The organism is Acinetobacter sp. 24-47-67 (genome assembly GCF_056779735.1).
Genome location: NZ_JBWYIK010000005.1, coordinates 118288 through 133762 on the forward strand (window position 1 = coordinate 118288; position 15475 = coordinate 133762).

A 15475-nucleotide genomic window follows, 5' to 3' on the forward strand; every position below is an offset into this window, starting at 1 on the left:
AGTGAAATGTTCGTTTTAGAAGATGAGATAAAACTCTCTTTTGAGTCGAATAAAGTTTAAACAGTTGTTGTTTTTGTTTAAATATTAAATATAATTTAACAAACACTTGATTAAAACTTACAAAAATAATTTTTACGGAATGAAAATGAATCAAATTAATACTTTAATTTTAACCACTGCTGCGTTGATCAGTACAAATTCTTTTGCATTTGAGGAGCTTTCAGATCAAGAATTGTCAACATATGCAGCACAAGATGGTATTACGATTAGCCTTTTACCAGGTGGACCCATTCAAGCTGATTTGATTTGGCACGATAACAGTGGATTCGGGCCAGATTACAACGAAGGAAACACAAAAGCAGGTGCCTTAATTTTCGGTACAGCGAATGGACGTAGTAAGAATCCATTATCACTTTCTTCTGGTTCGGCAGATATTAGTATTACCTTAAAAATCGATGCTCAAGGAGGGAGTAGTACTTCAGGCCCTTTTCTGAATTTAGGTGTATTTGTTCCTGAAGATATTATTATTAATACCGGTGATATTTGGGTGGGTAAATCGGGTCAAGTTAGTCCAACAGGACGAGGCTATAGTGACCCCGTTAAAATTATGGATAATATGAAATTTTATGTATCCAATCTCTCTACCAATATTCAGCTCGGTTCAGCACCTCAAGGCAGTCTTTTAAAACTGAATGGAATATTTAAAGACGGCTTACGTTTAGAGGGCTTCAAAGTCCACGATCATGATGGTGGTGGCGCATTCGGAATAGAATTTATTAATTTAAAAAATACTCAACCAGGGCGTTTCGGCATCAATAATCTTGATTTCGATGTTGCAGGTTCGATACGTACAGATGGACTGGAACTCAAAATAAATCGTCTTGGAGATCAGAATGGCTTTAATGCAATGTTATGGGGAGTAGGCGTTGGAGATGCATCAACAATAAATAATAAGATTGGGGATATTTCAATGAAAGGGATTAATTTAAATGGCACGACCATTAAAGTGTCAGCGCACTAAAAGATCATTTTCTCTTTAAAAAACAGCACAAAAAGTGCTGTACTGTTTTTAATTTGAGCTATTTGTTACATTTTAACGACCTGTTTCGTCATTCCAGAGCAACTTATGTAATTGAAGCTGGAAACGAACTGGTAAGTGATCCTCTAAGATCCATTGTGCTAAATCACGCGCAAGTTGCGGTAACTTTGCAGCACCTTTTTCAACAGCAAACGCAGGTGAGAACCAAACGGTACTTACACGCTTGTGCAATTCATATTGATTCACTTGTTGTTTAGACCATTCATAATCTTCACGATTGCATATGACAAATTTAATCTGATCATGTTGAGTTAAATGGTCTAAATTACTCATTAAATTACGTGAGTCTTCACCTGAAGTTGGTGTCTTTAAATCTAGGACTTTGGAAACTCTACGATCCACTTTTGAAACATCTAGTGCTCCACTCGTTTCAAGGGAAACTTCACAGCCTAAATCTGCTAGACGCTCCATGAGTGGTAACGCATTGGGTTGGGCTAATGGTTCACCACCAGTAACACAAATATAAGGTGTCTTAAAATCAAGGGTGGTCTGGATAATATCCTCTAAAGAGTGTCGTTCACCGCCTTCAAAAGAATAGGTGGTATCACAATAAGTACAACGCAGTGGACAACCTGTTAAGCGTATAAACACTGTAGGTAAGCCTGAAGTGTTGGCTTCACCTTGTAATGAATAGAAGATCTCCGTAATACGTAACCCCGCAGACGGATCAGAAACAGGAATAGCGGAAGATCGCAAATTACTCATATCGACAAAACCAAACTAAAATAGAGATTATATAAAAGAAAAATCTCTACGATTATTACTAACCGTAGAGATGTGGAGTGTAACTCCAAATACTATAAAGTATAAAAAAATTAGTCAGCGCGTAATAAGTCGTTCAAACTTGTTTTAGCACGAGTCTGAGCATCGACTTTTTTCACGATAATTGCAGCATACAAGCTGTATTTACCGCATTTAGAAGGAAGGCTACCAGAAACTACCACTGAACCTGCTGGAACACGACCGTAGTGAATTTCACCTGTTTCACGGTCATAAATCTTAGTTGATTGACCAATGTAAACACCCATTGAAATCACTGAGCCTTCTTCAACGATTACACCTTCAACGATTTCAGAACGTGCACCGATAAAACAATTGTCTTCAATGATCGTAGGATTCGCTTGAAGAGGCTCAAGTACACCGCCAATCCCAACACCACCAGAAAGGTGAACATTTTTACCAATTTGCGCACATGAACCTACAGTCGCCCATGTATCAACCATTGTACCTTCATCAACATAAGCACCAATGTTGACATAAGATGGCATAAGTACAACATTCTTAGCTTGATAAGAACCTTTGCGTGCAACTGCAGGCGGTACAACACGTACACCAGCTGCTTTAAATTGCTCTTCAGTCCAACCTGTAAATTTAGTGTCTACTTTGTCATAGAATTGGAGATCGCATGATTCGATTGGTTTATTATCATTAAGTTTGAATGACAATAGAACAGCTTTTTTTAACCATTGATGAACAACCCATTCACCATCAATCTTTTCAGCAACACGTAATGAACCATTATCTAAGCCAGCAATTGCTTCCTCGACTGCTTGGCGAATTTCAGCAGGGCAATCTGTAGCTGTGAAGTTTGCACGATCTTCAAACGCTTGTTCGATGATTGACGAAAGCTGAGACATAATCTTCTCTTCCAAAAAAAATTTCAAAGATTTTACACTAAATTGATTATAAAAATTACAATTAATCCTGAAAAAATGTCCGACAATAATGACTATTCTTTATAAGTATGTTAATAAAAGTTAATAAAAGACTTAAGTGCAAATTATTTATAAAACAACAACTAAATCAAAATTGTATCAAAAAATAACAAAAAAGCATCAATTTGAATATTAACCAGCTTTGAAATCTCCATTAAGATGCTTCCGAGTCGAACACATTAATGATTAAAGAACAACTCATTTCTTTGAGGAGAAAAAAATGAAAGTGTTAAAATTACTCGCTGTTACAACAGCATTATCTGTTTCAGGTTTCGCTATGGCGGACACTCAAGTTGTACGTACAGGTAATGTATTTGAAGCTAATCAATTAATCCCTACTGGTGTTCGTGCTGAAGTTGGTACAACTGGTTACGGTGGTGCATTACTTTGGACTGCTAACCCATACGTTGGTCTTGCTTTAGGTTACAACGGTGGTGATATCTCTTGGTCTGATGATTTATCAATCAACGGTACTAAATACGATGCTGAAATGGATAATAATGTAGCTTATTTAAACGCTGAAATTCGTCCTTGGGGTGCGAGCGAAAATCCATGGGCTCAAGGCTTATATATGGCAGCGGGTGTAGGTTATGTTGATACAAAATATGATCTAGATAAACGTAATAAAAATGCACAGGGCTCAATCGAGGTTAACAATGTTGCTTACGTTGGTAACGGTGGTGTGAATGGTAAATTATCTTATGATAATGAAATTGCTCCATATGTAGGTTTTGGTTTTGCTCCTAAAATCAACAAAAACTTCGGTGTGTTTGGTGAAGTTGGTGCCTTCTATACTGGTAATCCATCTGTTAACTTAACCTCGTATGGTAATTTGACTGGTGCGGCTGGAGCCCCAACAATTGAGCAATCTATTGCAGCCGAAGCAGATAAAATCCGTAATGATGACAAATACGAATGGCTTCCAGTTGGTAAAGTTGGTGTGAGCTTCCACTGGTAAGATCCAATTAAAAAAAACGAGCTTCGGCTCGTTTTTTTTAAGCAAATTAATGCAAATAATAAAGGCGCTTATTGCACCTTTATTATTTGAAGCTTATTAATCTTCAGGATAAGCCACACGTTTTAACGCTTTAATATCAGCACTAGGTGCACATAGCGAAATAAACTCGTAACCGTATCCACGTAACAAATGACCTTTACGTACAGCAATCCAAGTGGTATTCACCCCAAATAAATCAGTATCAATTTGTTTTAAGCGATGATCACGTTCTGTATCGTAGGCTACATCGTTGACAATACCGACACCCATACCTAATTCCACATAAGTTTTGATTACATCAGCATCAAGCGCAGACATCACTAAATCAACATCAAGTCCTGAGTCTTCAAAGGCTTTATCAATCTTTGAACGTCCCGTAAAACCACCGTGATAGGTAATAATCGGATACTCTGCCAAATGTTCTAAGCTAATCTCTCTCGCTGCTATTTGAGTAAGTGGATGACCTTGAGGCGTAATAATACTGTGTTTCCAGTTATAAAAAGGAACACTTGCTAAGTTTTCTTCAGTAGTCAGATTCTCAGTCGCAATACCAATATCTGCATCGCCTAAAAGTAACATTTCAGTGATTTCAGTTGGACTTGCTTGTTGCAAAATCAAATGGACTTTCGGAAATAATTTTTTGAATGAATTTACGATAGGTGGTAATACATATCGCGCTTGAGTATGAGTGGTTGCGATGGTTAATGTACCTTCATCTACACGATTAAAATCATCGGCTAATCTTTTAATATTGTCTGCATCGACCAGCATGCGCTCTACGATACCGAGCAAAGCTTGACCAGGTTCAGTTAACCCTAATAAGCGTTTACCTTTTCGGATAAATAGTTGAACGCCTAATTCATCTTCTAAATCTTTAATATGTTTACTTACGCCTGATTGAGACGTGTAAAGGGCAGCGGAAGCTTCCGTTAAATTAAAATTTTGTCTGACGGTTTCTCGAATAATTCTTAATTGTTGAAAGTTCATAGTCTTTGTTACCTTTAAAATGATGGGGCTATATAAAAGCCCCATCTACACATTTTTATGCGTTTTCTTGTGCAAATAAGTGCAATGTATTAGTCGTTAACCAAACCGATTGATTTGGGCGGAATTGATGCAGTTTAGCTTCATCTGGAGTGAGTAGAATTTCGATGAGATTGCCATCTTGACCTTGAAGTTCGGCAACCACTTTTCCTGCAATCCAAACTTCACGTAAGAACGTTGCTTGAATTGCATTGTCTGTAGGTTGAGCATGAATTTGGAACTCATCTGGTCGAATGAAGGCAATCACTTTACCTTCAGGTGCATCTTTAGCTAAAGGTAGTTGAATGCGATCATTTCCGATCTGTACGATTCCCGCTTGATTATGACCTTCGAACTTATTGGCTTGACCTAAGAAGTCAAATACAAAAGGCGTTGCTGGTTTTTCATAAACTTCACGAGGTGAGCCAATTTGTTCAACATTACCTTTATTCATTACAATGATTTGATCTGCAACTTCAAGCGCTTCTTCTTGATCGTGAGTTACAAAAATCGAGGTGATGTGAAGTTCATCGTGTAAAGTTCTCAGCCAGCGACGTAACTCTTTACGAACTTTTGCATCAAGTGCGCCAAATGGCTCATCCAGAAGTAGTACACGAGGTTCAACTGCAAGCGCACGTGCAAGTGCAATACGTTGACGCTGTCCACCAGACAATTGTGCTGGATAACGATCAGCTAAGAATCCTAATTGAACTAAATCGAGTAGTCGTGTAACCCGTTTTTTGATTTCAGATTCTGAGGGGCGTGTAGATCGTGGACGAACACGTAAACCAAAAGCAATATTGTCAAATACTGTCATATGACGGAATAAAGCATAATGTTGGAATACGAAGCCAACTTGACGTTCACGGACATGAACATTCGTTGAATCTTGACCTTCGAGGATCACTTGACCGCTGTCGGCAGATTCAAGACCAGCAATAATGCGAAGTAGAGTTGTTTTACCGCAGCCTGAAGGTCCTAATAATGCTACGAGTTGGCCATCAGGAAAATCTAGGGAGATATTGTTTAGTGCATGGAAAGCACCAAAGTGTTTTTCAATATTTTTAACTTGAATACTCATCGGATACTTCCTTTAAACTGTAGAATCTTCATTACGTTTGCTTAATTTCTCTTGGCGAATTTCGACCCATGTTTTAAGAATCAATGTCACAATCGCCAATAAAGCCAAGAGGGATGAAACAGCAAATGCTGCACTAAAGGTATATTCGTTGTAGAGAATCTCTACATGCAGTGGCAATGTATTGGTCTCTCCACGAATATGACCCGATACTACAGAGACTGCCCCGAATTCACCCATTGCACGTGCGTTACAAAGAATAACCCCGTATATCAAGCCCCATTTAATATTTGGAATCGTGATTTTCCAAAAAGTTTGCCAGCCTGAAGCTCCTAAAACGATTGCCGCTTCCTCTTCTTCTGTACCTTGAGCTTCCATCAGTGGAATGAGCTCACGCGCCACAAAAGGAACTGTAATAAAGATGGTTGCTAGTACAATTGCTGGAACGGCATATAGAATCTTAATGTCGTTATCCATCAGCCATCCACCGAACCAACCTTGCGTACCAAACATCAATACCAACATCAGACCTGCGATTACGGGAGATACTGAGAAAGGCATATCAATAATCGTGGTCAATATGGATTTACCACGGAAATTAAATTTCGCAACAGACCAAGCTGCCGCCACACCAAATACTACGTTGAGCGGTACAGCAATTGCAGCTGTCAGTAAGGTGAGCTTTACAGCCGACAACGTGTCTGGATGAACTAAAGCTTGCGCATAAACGCCGATACCCTGTTTGAATGCTTCAACAAAAACTAAAATCAAAGGCAGGATTAAGCAACTGAGGAAGAAAATCATGGCAATGACAATGAGTGTATAACGAACCCAAGTCGGTTCACGCGTCGCATCACGAGATTGCAATTTTTCCGCTAAAGCATTGCTATTTGTATTCAAACTCATTGTGCAGTTCTCCCTGTACGACGACTCGCCCATGCTTGTAACAAGTTAATCAAGAACAAGATAGCGAATGAAATAAGGAGCATGACAACGGCGATCGTTGTTGCACCTGCATAGTCATATTCTTCCAATCGAGAAATAATCATTAATGGCGCAATTTCAGTTTCGAAGGGTTGGTTACCTGCAATAAAGATAACTGAACCATATTCACCCACGCCACGGGCAAAAGCGAGAGCAAATCCTGTGATTAAAGCAGGGAAAAGAATTGGTAAAATCACTTTGGTAACAATTTGCAGTCGATTCGCACCCAATGCTGACGCTGCTTCTTCAAGTTCAGTCTCTAAGTCACTCAGTACAGGTTGTACTGTACGAACCACAAAAGGTAAGCCAATAAATATCAGGGCTAATGTAATCCCAATAGGACTATAAGCGACTTTAATTCCTAAGGGTTCAAGATATTGACCAATCCAGCCTGTCGGAGCATATAAAGATGTTAATGCAATCCCAGCAACAGCTGTTGGTAACGCAAAGGGTAAATCAACCAATGCATCAACAATTCGTTTACCAGGGAAACTATAGCGCACGAGACACCAAGCGAGTAATAAGCCAAATACAACATTAATGAAGGCAGCAATAAGTGCAGCACTGAAACTTAGTTGTAATGATTTTAAGATACGCTCAGAGCTTAAAATCTCCCATAAACCTTCCCAGCCAATACCTAAAGACTTAATAAAAACAGCCGACAAGGGTATGAGCACAATTAAAGATAAATACGCTAGGGTAAAGCCTAGAGATAGACCAAATCCTGGCAGCACTCGGGATCGCTGCGACATGACTACTCCTCAAATGAGAGAAAAAGCTTACCGAAATCAATAAGCAATTGAATTGAAAAATTTATCAAGAATAAGTGGCGAACTTTAAATTGCAAATTTGTAATACAACTTGCCATTATCAATACTATTGATATAGTTCGACAGCTTATCATGAATCAAAAAATCGAAGATCTCTGGAAATGGTCCAAATCCTGAATCAACATTAATATGACCAACTTGACCTAAGTTAATCGGTTTTACACCCCATGATTTTGCTAGTTTTTTTGCATCCTCAAAACCTAACCACGGATCATTTTCACTGATGAGCATTTTTGTGGGAACGCTAATCTTAATTTGATGAAAGTAAAAACTATAATCAGTCAAACTCAAACGAGCAAAACCATTCTCACCAAAACGACTTGGATTGGCTGGTGCAACTAAAACCAGTTGTTTAACTTTCTGTGCTATTTCTGGGTGCTGATGCAGAGCAGCGACAGACGTTAAACAGCCAAAACTATGTGCAACAATCTGTACGGGTGCATCTATCTGCGAAATTTTTTCTACAAAACGATGGATCCAATCTGAGAGTAAAGGAAAGTTCCAATCATCTTGTTGAACACGTGAGCATGGCATGACTTGACGTTGCAACCATGATTGCCAATGATTTTCATCACTTCCGCCGACGCCGGGTACAATGAGTGTATGTATCATGTCATGCTCCATTGGTTATTTTTTTGTGTTATTTGCTTTGGTAATTTGGTCAAAAATACCATTATTCTCAAAATGAGCTTTTTGTACTTTCGCCCAGCCACCAAACTCTTGATCAATTGTGACCAATTTCAGTGGCTTAAATGTTGATGAATATTGTTTTAATACAGTTTGATTACGCGGACGATAGAAATTCTTTGCGGCAATATGTTGTCCTTTAGGCGAGTAAAGGAAATTCAAATAACCTTGCGCCAAATATTTATTGCCTGATTTTTCTGCATTTTTTTCAACGATTGCTACAGGTGGTTCAGCAAGTATAGAAAGTGATGGCGTCACGATTTCAAATTTACCGGGTTGTTCACGCAGTGCTAAATGAGCTTCATTTTCCCAAGCAAGCAAAACATCGCCAATACCGCGTTCAGCAAAAGTTGTAGTTGAGCCACGAGCACCTGAATCTAAGACCTTAGTTTGTTTATAAATTTGCTGAACAAATTGTTGTGCTTTGGCGTCATTTCCACCTGGTTGGTGTTTGGCCCATGCCCAAGCCGCTAAATAATTCCAACGTGCGCCACCTGACGTCTTAGGGTTTGGTGTAATAATGTCCACACCCGGTTTTACTAAATCACCCCAGTCTTTAATATTTTTTGGATTGCCTTTTTTGACTAAAAACACGATGGTTGAGGTATAGGGTGTAGAGTTCTGTGGGAATTTTTTCTGCCAGTCTTTTGGTAATAAATTGGTTTTTTCAGCAATCGCATCAATGTCAGCTGCCAGTGCGAGAGTCACGACATCTGCATTTAAACCATCAATGACTGCACGCGCTTGTTTACCTGAACCGCCATGTGACTGACGAAAGTTGACGTTTTGCCCAGTCCGAGATTTCCAATACGCACCAAATTCTTTATTTACTTCTACGTAGAATTCACGAGTAGGATCGTAAGAGACGTTTAATAAATCTTTAGCGGAAGCGCTAAGCGAAGCAGCTGAAACAAAAGCTGCGAGAACCCCAAGTTTTAATTTAGCTGAAAAGCGCATGGCAACCTCAAAAGAAAATATTCTGTTACATGGCGCTAGAATAAATCTAATCTTTATGCATAAAAAATAATAAAAAATGAACTTTATATGAAAAAAAAAGATTTATGTGTGTTGTTAAAAAAATGCCGATCATGAATATGATCGGCAAGCGATAAGTTAATGCTTAAATCTTAATTTATTTATTACTGTTTGCTTTGACAATTTGATCGAATATCCCGCCATTATCAAAATGTTGTTTTTGGACTTTTGTCCAACCTCCAAACTCTTTATCAATCGTGACTAATTTTAAAGGTTTAAACACGGATTGATATTTTGAAAGTACCGTTGCATTTCGTGGTCGATAAAAGTTTTTGGCAGCAATGGTTTGACCAGCTGGAGAATACAGATAATTCAAATAGGCTTTTGCTACATTGAGGTTGCCATCTTTTTGCGCATTTTTCTCAACAATTGCTACAGGGGGCTCAGCAAGAATGGAAAGTGTTGGTGTAATGATTTCAAATTTTCCAGGTTGTTCACGAAGAGCTAAATGTGCTTCATTCTCCCAAGCCAAGAGTACATCTCCAATGCCACGCTCTGCAAAAGTTGTTGTTGCACCACGTGCACCAGAGTCTAGCACTTTAGTATTTTTATAAATTTTTCGTACAAATTCTTGTGCTTTAGCATCGTTACCGCCGGGTTGGTGTTTTGCCCAAGCCCATGCTGCTAAGTAATTCCAACGTGCACCACCTGATGTCTTAGGGTTTGGCGTAATAATTCCAACATCATTTTTAATCAAGTCTCCCCAGTCTTTGATCCCTTTGGGATTGCCTTTTTTGACTAAAAACACGATGGTTGAGGTATAGGGTGTAGAGTTCTGTGGGAATTTTTTCTGCCAGTCTTTTGGTAATAAATTGGTTTTTTCAGCAATGGCATCAATATCTGCTGCGAGTGCGAGAGTCACAACGTCTGCATCTAGGCCATCAATGACAGCACGCGCTTGTTTACCAGATCCACCATGAGATTGTTTAAAATTCAAATCTTGACCAGTCTGCTTTTTCCAATATGCTCCAAACTCTTTATTAAAGTTGTCATAGAGTTCGCGAGTTGGATCATATGAAACATTTAAAAAATCTTTTGCGAGTGTGGAAACAGAAGTGACTGAAAGTAAAGCCGCAATGACCCCAATTTTAAAAGAACGCATCATTATCCCATGTGTTTGTCGTTTTTTGATGATTTGAGCATAGGGAAATTTTTTAAAATAAAAAAATAAGAAGAAATGAAAAAGTTATGATCAAAACAGCTATTCATTTTGTGAGTGACTTTTTACACTATGAGAACGGAATGAGGTTGCTTGAAATGATCTGTTTAAAAAATGCCAAGCCAATGGATGCAATATCTATTTTTGATCGAGGCTTCCATTATGGAGATGGCTGTTTTACCACGGCGAGAATTCGAAATAATAAAATTGAATTATTTGAACGTCATTTAAAAAGATTGAATACCGCCATTGAGCGATTGTCACTTCAAGCTAATCTTGACTATATTTCTGAGTCTATCCAGTATTTACAGCAAAAGTATGATCAATTAAACGGGACCATTAAAATTGTACTGAGTCGAGGTGAGGGGCAACGAGGATACAGTTTACCTCATCATTCAGCAGATCTTTGGTTGTATTATTATCCGCAAAACGTGACTGATCATCACTATGAAGTCATTGTGAGTGGTTTACTTGAGCGAGCGATGGGTTTAACCATGCCACAATTGGTGGGAATTAAATCACTGAATCGGTTAGAACAAGTGTTACTAAAGCAGGAAGCCGATGAGAAGGGTTTTCAAGAAGCCTTAGTTACAGATGTGCAAGGCTATATTGTTGAAGGAATCAGCAGCAACTGCTTTATACGATTGAATGATACGTGGATTTGCCCTGAACTTCGTTATAATGGCGTTCATGGGGTGATGCGTGCTGAAATTTTGGAGCGTATGAATCATTATTGTATAACGTTCCAAAAAAGAGTAATTGATTTGAATGAACTTCTTCACATTCAAAGTGTATTTTATTGTAATGCGCTCCACCCAATGAAAATCGCCTCTTGCCTTGATGATCGTCGATTAGATACACAAGCGTGTATTGATCTTTTTCACCACCTTCAACTTAATCAGATTTAAAGCTTATGTCCTCTCCTCAGAAATCAACAAAGAAAAAGAACAGCAAGACATCCTTTAAACCTAAAGCGCTTTTATTCATTATTGCAGGCCTAATGTTGCTTGCAACCATGATTCTATCTGCAAGTCTATGGAAGGATTATCCTGTAGAAGGTAAAAAGCAAATGCTCGCGATTAATCATGGTGATACTTACTCACAATTTATTGATCGTTTAGCTCAAAATAAACAAGTTTCATTTCCCATTATTTTAAAGATTTATCAACGATTCATGATTCATGACAGCATGAAAGCTGGAGTCTATGAAGTTAAAGAGGGAATGAGTGTCCGTCAAGTTCTAGACATGATTTCGAATTCTGAAAATGCACAACTGAATCGAATTTTGGTCATTGAGGGTACAACATTTAAGCAGTTAAAAAATGCACTCAAAAATGATGAATTGGTGACGAAAGAGCTGGTTCATTTGAGTGATGCAGAAATATTAAAGGAATTGAATATTCCATTTTCACATCCAGAAGGTTTATTTGCGCCTAATACTTATTTTTTTGCGAAGGGTGAAACAGATCGTAAAATTTTAACTGATTTGTATCAACATCAGATGAAGGCACTAGATAAAGCCTGGGAAAATCGAGCTTCTGATTTGCCTTATAAAAATAAATATGAAGCGCTCATCATGGCATCAATTATTGAGAAAGAAACCAATGTTGATCATGAGTTAGATAAAGTCTCGGGCGTATTCGTTCGTCGATTAAAAATAGGTATGCGTTTACAAACTGATCCAACCGTAATTTATGGTATGGGTGATGAATATACGGGCAACATTACCCGTAAAGATTTAAGAACGCCGACACCATATAACACATATACGATTTACGGATTGCCACCAACACCGATCGCATTACCAAGTGATAAAGCGATCGAAGCGGCAATGCATCCAGATCATTCTGACTATATTTATTTTGTGGCGACTGGAAATGGAGGTCACAAATTCAGTACCAATCTAGATGACCATAATCGCGCTGTTCAAGAATATCTTGCTGTGATTCGATCTAAAAAATAAGGGGTAAAATAGACGTGTTTATTAGCTTTGAAGGCACAGAAGGTGTTGGTAAAACGACATTGATCCATAAAATTCGTGACTACTTCCTTGAGCAATCAAAGCAAGTTGTTCTAACTCGTGAACCAGGTGGTACTCCGCTCGCTGAGCAAATTCGTTCCGTACTTCTGACGGTGAATCATGAAGAAAGAATGAGTAATGATACTGAACTATTATTGATGTACGCAGCTCGAGCGCAACATTTGCAACAAGTCATAATACCTGCACTTGAAAATGGTTCGATTGTGTTATGCGACCGTTTTTGTGACAGCAGTTTCGCGTATCAGTGTGCAGGTCGTGGGTTAAGTCGTGAAAAATTAGCACTTTTAAACCAAAACTTTGTCCTAAAAATGCCAGACCTGACATTTTGGTTGGATGCACCGACAGAACTCGGGATGCAACGAGCACGAGCGCGTGGAGCATTGGATCGGTTTGAACAAGAAAAAGCAGCTTTTTTTGAAAAAGTACGTGCAGGATTTGCTGAATTGCAGCAGTTAGAGCCGAATCGTGTTAAGCGTATTGATGCAACACAAAGTCCTGAGCAAGTATTTAATGATGCAATTGAACGAATTAGTTCATGGAAAGCTGAGCATAAATGCTAATTAAAAGATGCAAATATGATTTATATTGAGTCATTGTTTATGGAAGAACGATTAGACTCAATATGATCAGTAATAAAGAAGAAATACTCAAATTCCTACAAACCGAATTTCCACAAAGTCTCCAAAAATGTGAAATAATGTCAGTAGAGCCACGTGGTGCTACAGTCATTTATCATGTTGATGAAAATGATTTAAGACCTGGAGGGACAGTTTCAGGTCCGACTATGATGACAGCAGCCGATTATGGATTGTATATCGCAATACTCGGAGAAATTGGTATTGTAGGTCTTACAGTGACGACCAATATGAATATAAACTTTCTTAAAAAACCGAAAGGTGGTTGTGACATCAAGGGTGTTTGTAAATTAATGAAAGTTGGCAAAACTCTAGTTGTCGGAGAGGTTTACTTGTACTCTGTTGGGAATGATGAGCCGATAGCTCACGTTACTGGAACTTACTCAATTCCTCCCAAAAGGGCATAAAAAAGCGAGTATGAACTCGCTTTTTTTAATTTGAACTTAAACCTCAACTAAAGGTGTTTCCACTTCAAAATTTGGTGGGGTGAGTACGGTTTTTCGTAATTCTTGCGAAGGCTCAGGATAGTCCAAAGTGTAATGTAATCCGCGTGATTCTTTTCTTTGCATCGCACAACGAATAATCATTTCAGAAACGAGCACAAGGTTACGAAGCTCAATTAGATTTTTACTGACATGATAATCTTGATAATATTCGGTGATTTCATGTTTCAGCATTTCAACGCGGTGTAATGCACGTTCTAAACGTTTGGTCGTTCGTACAATACCTACATAGTTCCACATGGTCTGACGTAACTCATCCCAGTTTTGTAAAATGACAACGTCTTCATCAGGATTCATGACTTGAGAAGCATCCCATTCAGGGACTTCATAGTGATCTATAATATTTTGATGTTGATCTTGAATATGCTTTGCTGCACTCATGCCATATACAAAACATTCTAAAAGTGAGTTACTTGCCATACGGTTAGCGCCGTGTAAACCTGTATAAGACGTCTCACCAATCGCATATAGACCTTGAATGTCCGTTTGACTATGTTCATCGACTACGACACCACCACAGGTGTAGTGCGCTGCTGGCACAACTGGGATCATATCTTTGGTAATATCAATACCCAGCTCGAGTAGGCGAGCATACAACGTAGGGAAGTGCTCTTTAATGAACTCAGGGGTTTTGTGGGTAATATCTAGCCATACATGTCGTATACCCAATCGTTTAATTTCGTAGTCGATAGCTCGAGCTACAATATCACGTGGTGCTAACTCTGCACGTTCATCGAAACGAAGCATGAAGCGTTCGCCGTCAGGTAAACGAAGATAAGCGCCTTCACCACGCATTGCTTCAGTAATTAAGAAGGAACGTGCTTGAGGGTGATATAAACAGGTTGGGTGGAATTGATTAAATTCCATATTGGCGACGCGGCATCCAGCACGATATGCCATTGCAATACCATCGCCTGTAGCGATATCAGGGTTAGAGGTATATAAATATGCTTTCATGGCACCGCCACATGCCAGTGCAGTAAATGGTGCTAAGAAAGTATGCACTTGCTCGGTTTGCTCATCTAAAGCATATAAGCCTAAAGCACGATTTTCCTGATTCAAATGCCCCAGCTTATGCGCTGTAATGAGGTCAATCGCAATGTAATTTTCAAAGATGTGAATATTGTTTTTTTCTTGTGCCCGTTCAACTAAAGTGGTTGAAATAGCTTTCCCTGTTGCATCGGCAGAATGAATAATGCGGCGCTGAGAATGCCCACCTTCACGTGTGAGATGTAAGTTATCTTCATCATCTAGTGTGAATTTAACACCTTGTTTCAGTAAAAAATCAACAGAGGGTTTTCCCCCTTCAACCGTGTGTTGAACAGCTTGTTTTTCACAGAGATAGGCACCTGCAATAAGCGTGTCATCAATATGCTGTTGAATAGAATCAGCCTCATCAAGAACAGCTGCAACGCCGCCTTGTGCATAATACGTGCTGGCATCTTTCAAATGAGATTTTGCTAACACTGCGATATTAAAATGATCAGGTAATGAGAGTGCTAGACTTAAACCCGCACCGCCACTGCCCACAATAATCACATCAAATTGATGCGCACTTGTATTTTTCGGCATTTCCATTCGCAAACTGAATTTTAAAAGTGCGTTAATATGGCTCTTTTTCAAAGCAAAATTCAAGAGTTTGATTGATCAAATTTTTTTTTATGCACTTGAACTATTAGTTTTTAATCA

16 protein-coding genes are annotated in these 15475 nt (G+C 38.8%); 6 read left to right on the top strand and 10 right to left on the bottom strand.

Going from position 1 to position 15475, the window contains the following annotated elements:
- The first annotated feature begins 145 nt into the window (after positions 1-145).
- Positions 146-1021, top strand: a complete 876-nt coding sequence (filA, locus tag AC1M9K_RS08420; protein WP_481589024.1) for a putative pilus system protein FilA — start codon at positions 146-148, stop codon at positions 1019-1021.
- Between the two features lie 72 nt (positions 1022-1093).
- On the opposite strand, the gene queE is transcribed toward filA, so the two are convergent.
- Positions 1094-1804, bottom strand: coding sequence for a 7-carboxy-7-deazaguanine synthase QueE (queE, locus tag AC1M9K_RS08425; protein WP_481589025.1), 711 nt, complete (start codon positions 1802-1804; stop codon positions 1094-1096).
- A 110-nt stretch (positions 1805-1914) separates the two neighbouring features.
- Positions 1915-2736, bottom strand: coding sequence for a 2,3,4,5-tetrahydropyridine-2,6-dicarboxylate N-succinyltransferase (dapD, locus tag AC1M9K_RS08430; RefSeq protein WP_179997889.1), 822 nt, complete (start codon positions 2734-2736; stop codon positions 1915-1917).
- A gap of 298 nt (positions 2737-3034) precedes the next feature.
- Between dapD and carO the strand changes: the two genes are divergently transcribed.
- Positions 3035-3772, top strand: a complete 738-nt coding sequence (gene carO, locus AC1M9K_RS08435) for an ornithine uptake porin CarO (protein ID WP_481589026.1) — start codon at positions 3035-3037, stop codon at positions 3770-3772.
- 96 nt (positions 3773-3868) lie between these two features.
- Here the strand turns inward: carO and AC1M9K_RS08440 are convergent, their stop codons facing one another.
- From AC1M9K_RS08440 to AC1M9K_RS08470, 7 genes are all read right to left on the bottom strand, one after another.
- On the bottom strand, positions 3869-4798 hold the full coding sequence (locus AC1M9K_RS08440; RefSeq protein ID WP_092767071.1) for a CysB family HTH-type transcriptional regulator: 930 nt from the start codon (positions 4796-4798) through the stop codon (positions 3869-3871).
- 55 nt (positions 4799-4853) lie between these two features.
- Entirely contained in the window at positions 4854-5915 is a 1062-nt protein-coding gene (locus AC1M9K_RS08445; protein ID WP_035267206.1) for a sulfate/molybdate ABC transporter ATP-binding protein, read from the bottom strand.
- A gap of 12 nt (positions 5916-5927) precedes the next feature.
- Entirely contained in the window at positions 5928-6818 is an 891-nt protein-coding gene (cysW, locus tag AC1M9K_RS08450; protein WP_481589027.1) for a sulfate ABC transporter permease subunit CysW, read from the bottom strand.
- Entirely contained in the window at positions 6815-7648 is an 834-nt protein-coding gene (gene cysT, locus AC1M9K_RS08455; RefSeq protein WP_035267202.1) for a sulfate ABC transporter permease subunit CysT, read from the bottom strand. Before cysT ends, cysW begins: the two co-directional genes overlap by 4 nt.
- 84 nt (positions 7649-7732) lie before the next feature.
- The gene (locus AC1M9K_RS08460; RefSeq protein ID WP_092767068.1) at positions 7733-8338 is read right to left on the bottom strand and encodes an alpha/beta hydrolase; all 606 of its coding nucleotides are present in this window, start codon (positions 8336-8338) and stop codon (positions 7733-7735) included.
- A 15-nt stretch (positions 8339-8353) separates the two neighbouring features.
- Positions 8354-9370: a sulfate ABC transporter substrate-binding protein gene (locus AC1M9K_RS08465; protein WP_481589028.1), complete on the bottom strand. Its 1017-nt coding sequence runs from the start codon at positions 9368-9370 to the stop codon at positions 8354-8356.
- 175 nt (positions 9371-9545) lie between these two features.
- Complete coding sequence (locus tag AC1M9K_RS08470; RefSeq protein ID WP_481589029.1) at positions 9546-10553, bottom strand: sulfate ABC transporter substrate-binding protein; 1008 nt, start codon at positions 10551-10553, stop codon at positions 9546-9548.
- A gap of 152 nt (positions 10554-10705) precedes the next feature.
- Here AC1M9K_RS08470 and pabC point away from each other — a divergent pair, with 152 nt between their 5' ends.
- The 4 genes from pabC to AC1M9K_RS08490 all read left to right on the top strand — a co-directional run bounded on the left by pabC (position 10706) and on the right by AC1M9K_RS08490 (position 13690).
- A complete protein-coding gene (gene pabC / locus AC1M9K_RS08475) occupies positions 10706-11515 on the top strand; it encodes an aminodeoxychorismate lyase (protein ID WP_481587823.1) in 810 nt (269 codons plus the stop codon).
- Between the two features lie 5 nt (positions 11516-11520).
- Complete coding sequence (gene mltG / locus AC1M9K_RS08480) at positions 11521-12570, top strand: endolytic transglycosylase MltG (RefSeq protein ID WP_481587787.1); 1050 nt, start codon at positions 11521-11523, stop codon at positions 12568-12570.
- Positions 12571-12584: 14 nt separating this feature from the next.
- Positions 12585-13208 carry a dTMP kinase gene (gene tmk, locus AC1M9K_RS08485; RefSeq protein WP_481587788.1) on the top strand — a complete coding sequence of 208 codons (624 nt, stop codon included), beginning with the start codon at positions 12585-12587 and terminating at the stop codon, positions 13206-13208.
- Positions 13209-13270: 62 nt separating this feature from the next.
- Positions 13271-13690, top strand: coding sequence for a PaaI family thioesterase (locus tag AC1M9K_RS08490; RefSeq protein ID WP_481587789.1), 420 nt, complete (start codon positions 13271-13273; stop codon positions 13688-13690).
- A gap of 36 nt (positions 13691-13726) precedes the next feature.
- On the opposite strand, the gene nadB is transcribed toward AC1M9K_RS08490, so the two are convergent.
- Positions 13727-15358: an L-aspartate oxidase gene (gene nadB / locus AC1M9K_RS08495; RefSeq protein WP_416224321.1), complete on the bottom strand. Its 1632-nt coding sequence runs from the start codon at positions 15356-15358 to the stop codon at positions 13727-13729.
- Between the last annotated feature and the right edge of the window lie 117 nt (positions 15359-15475).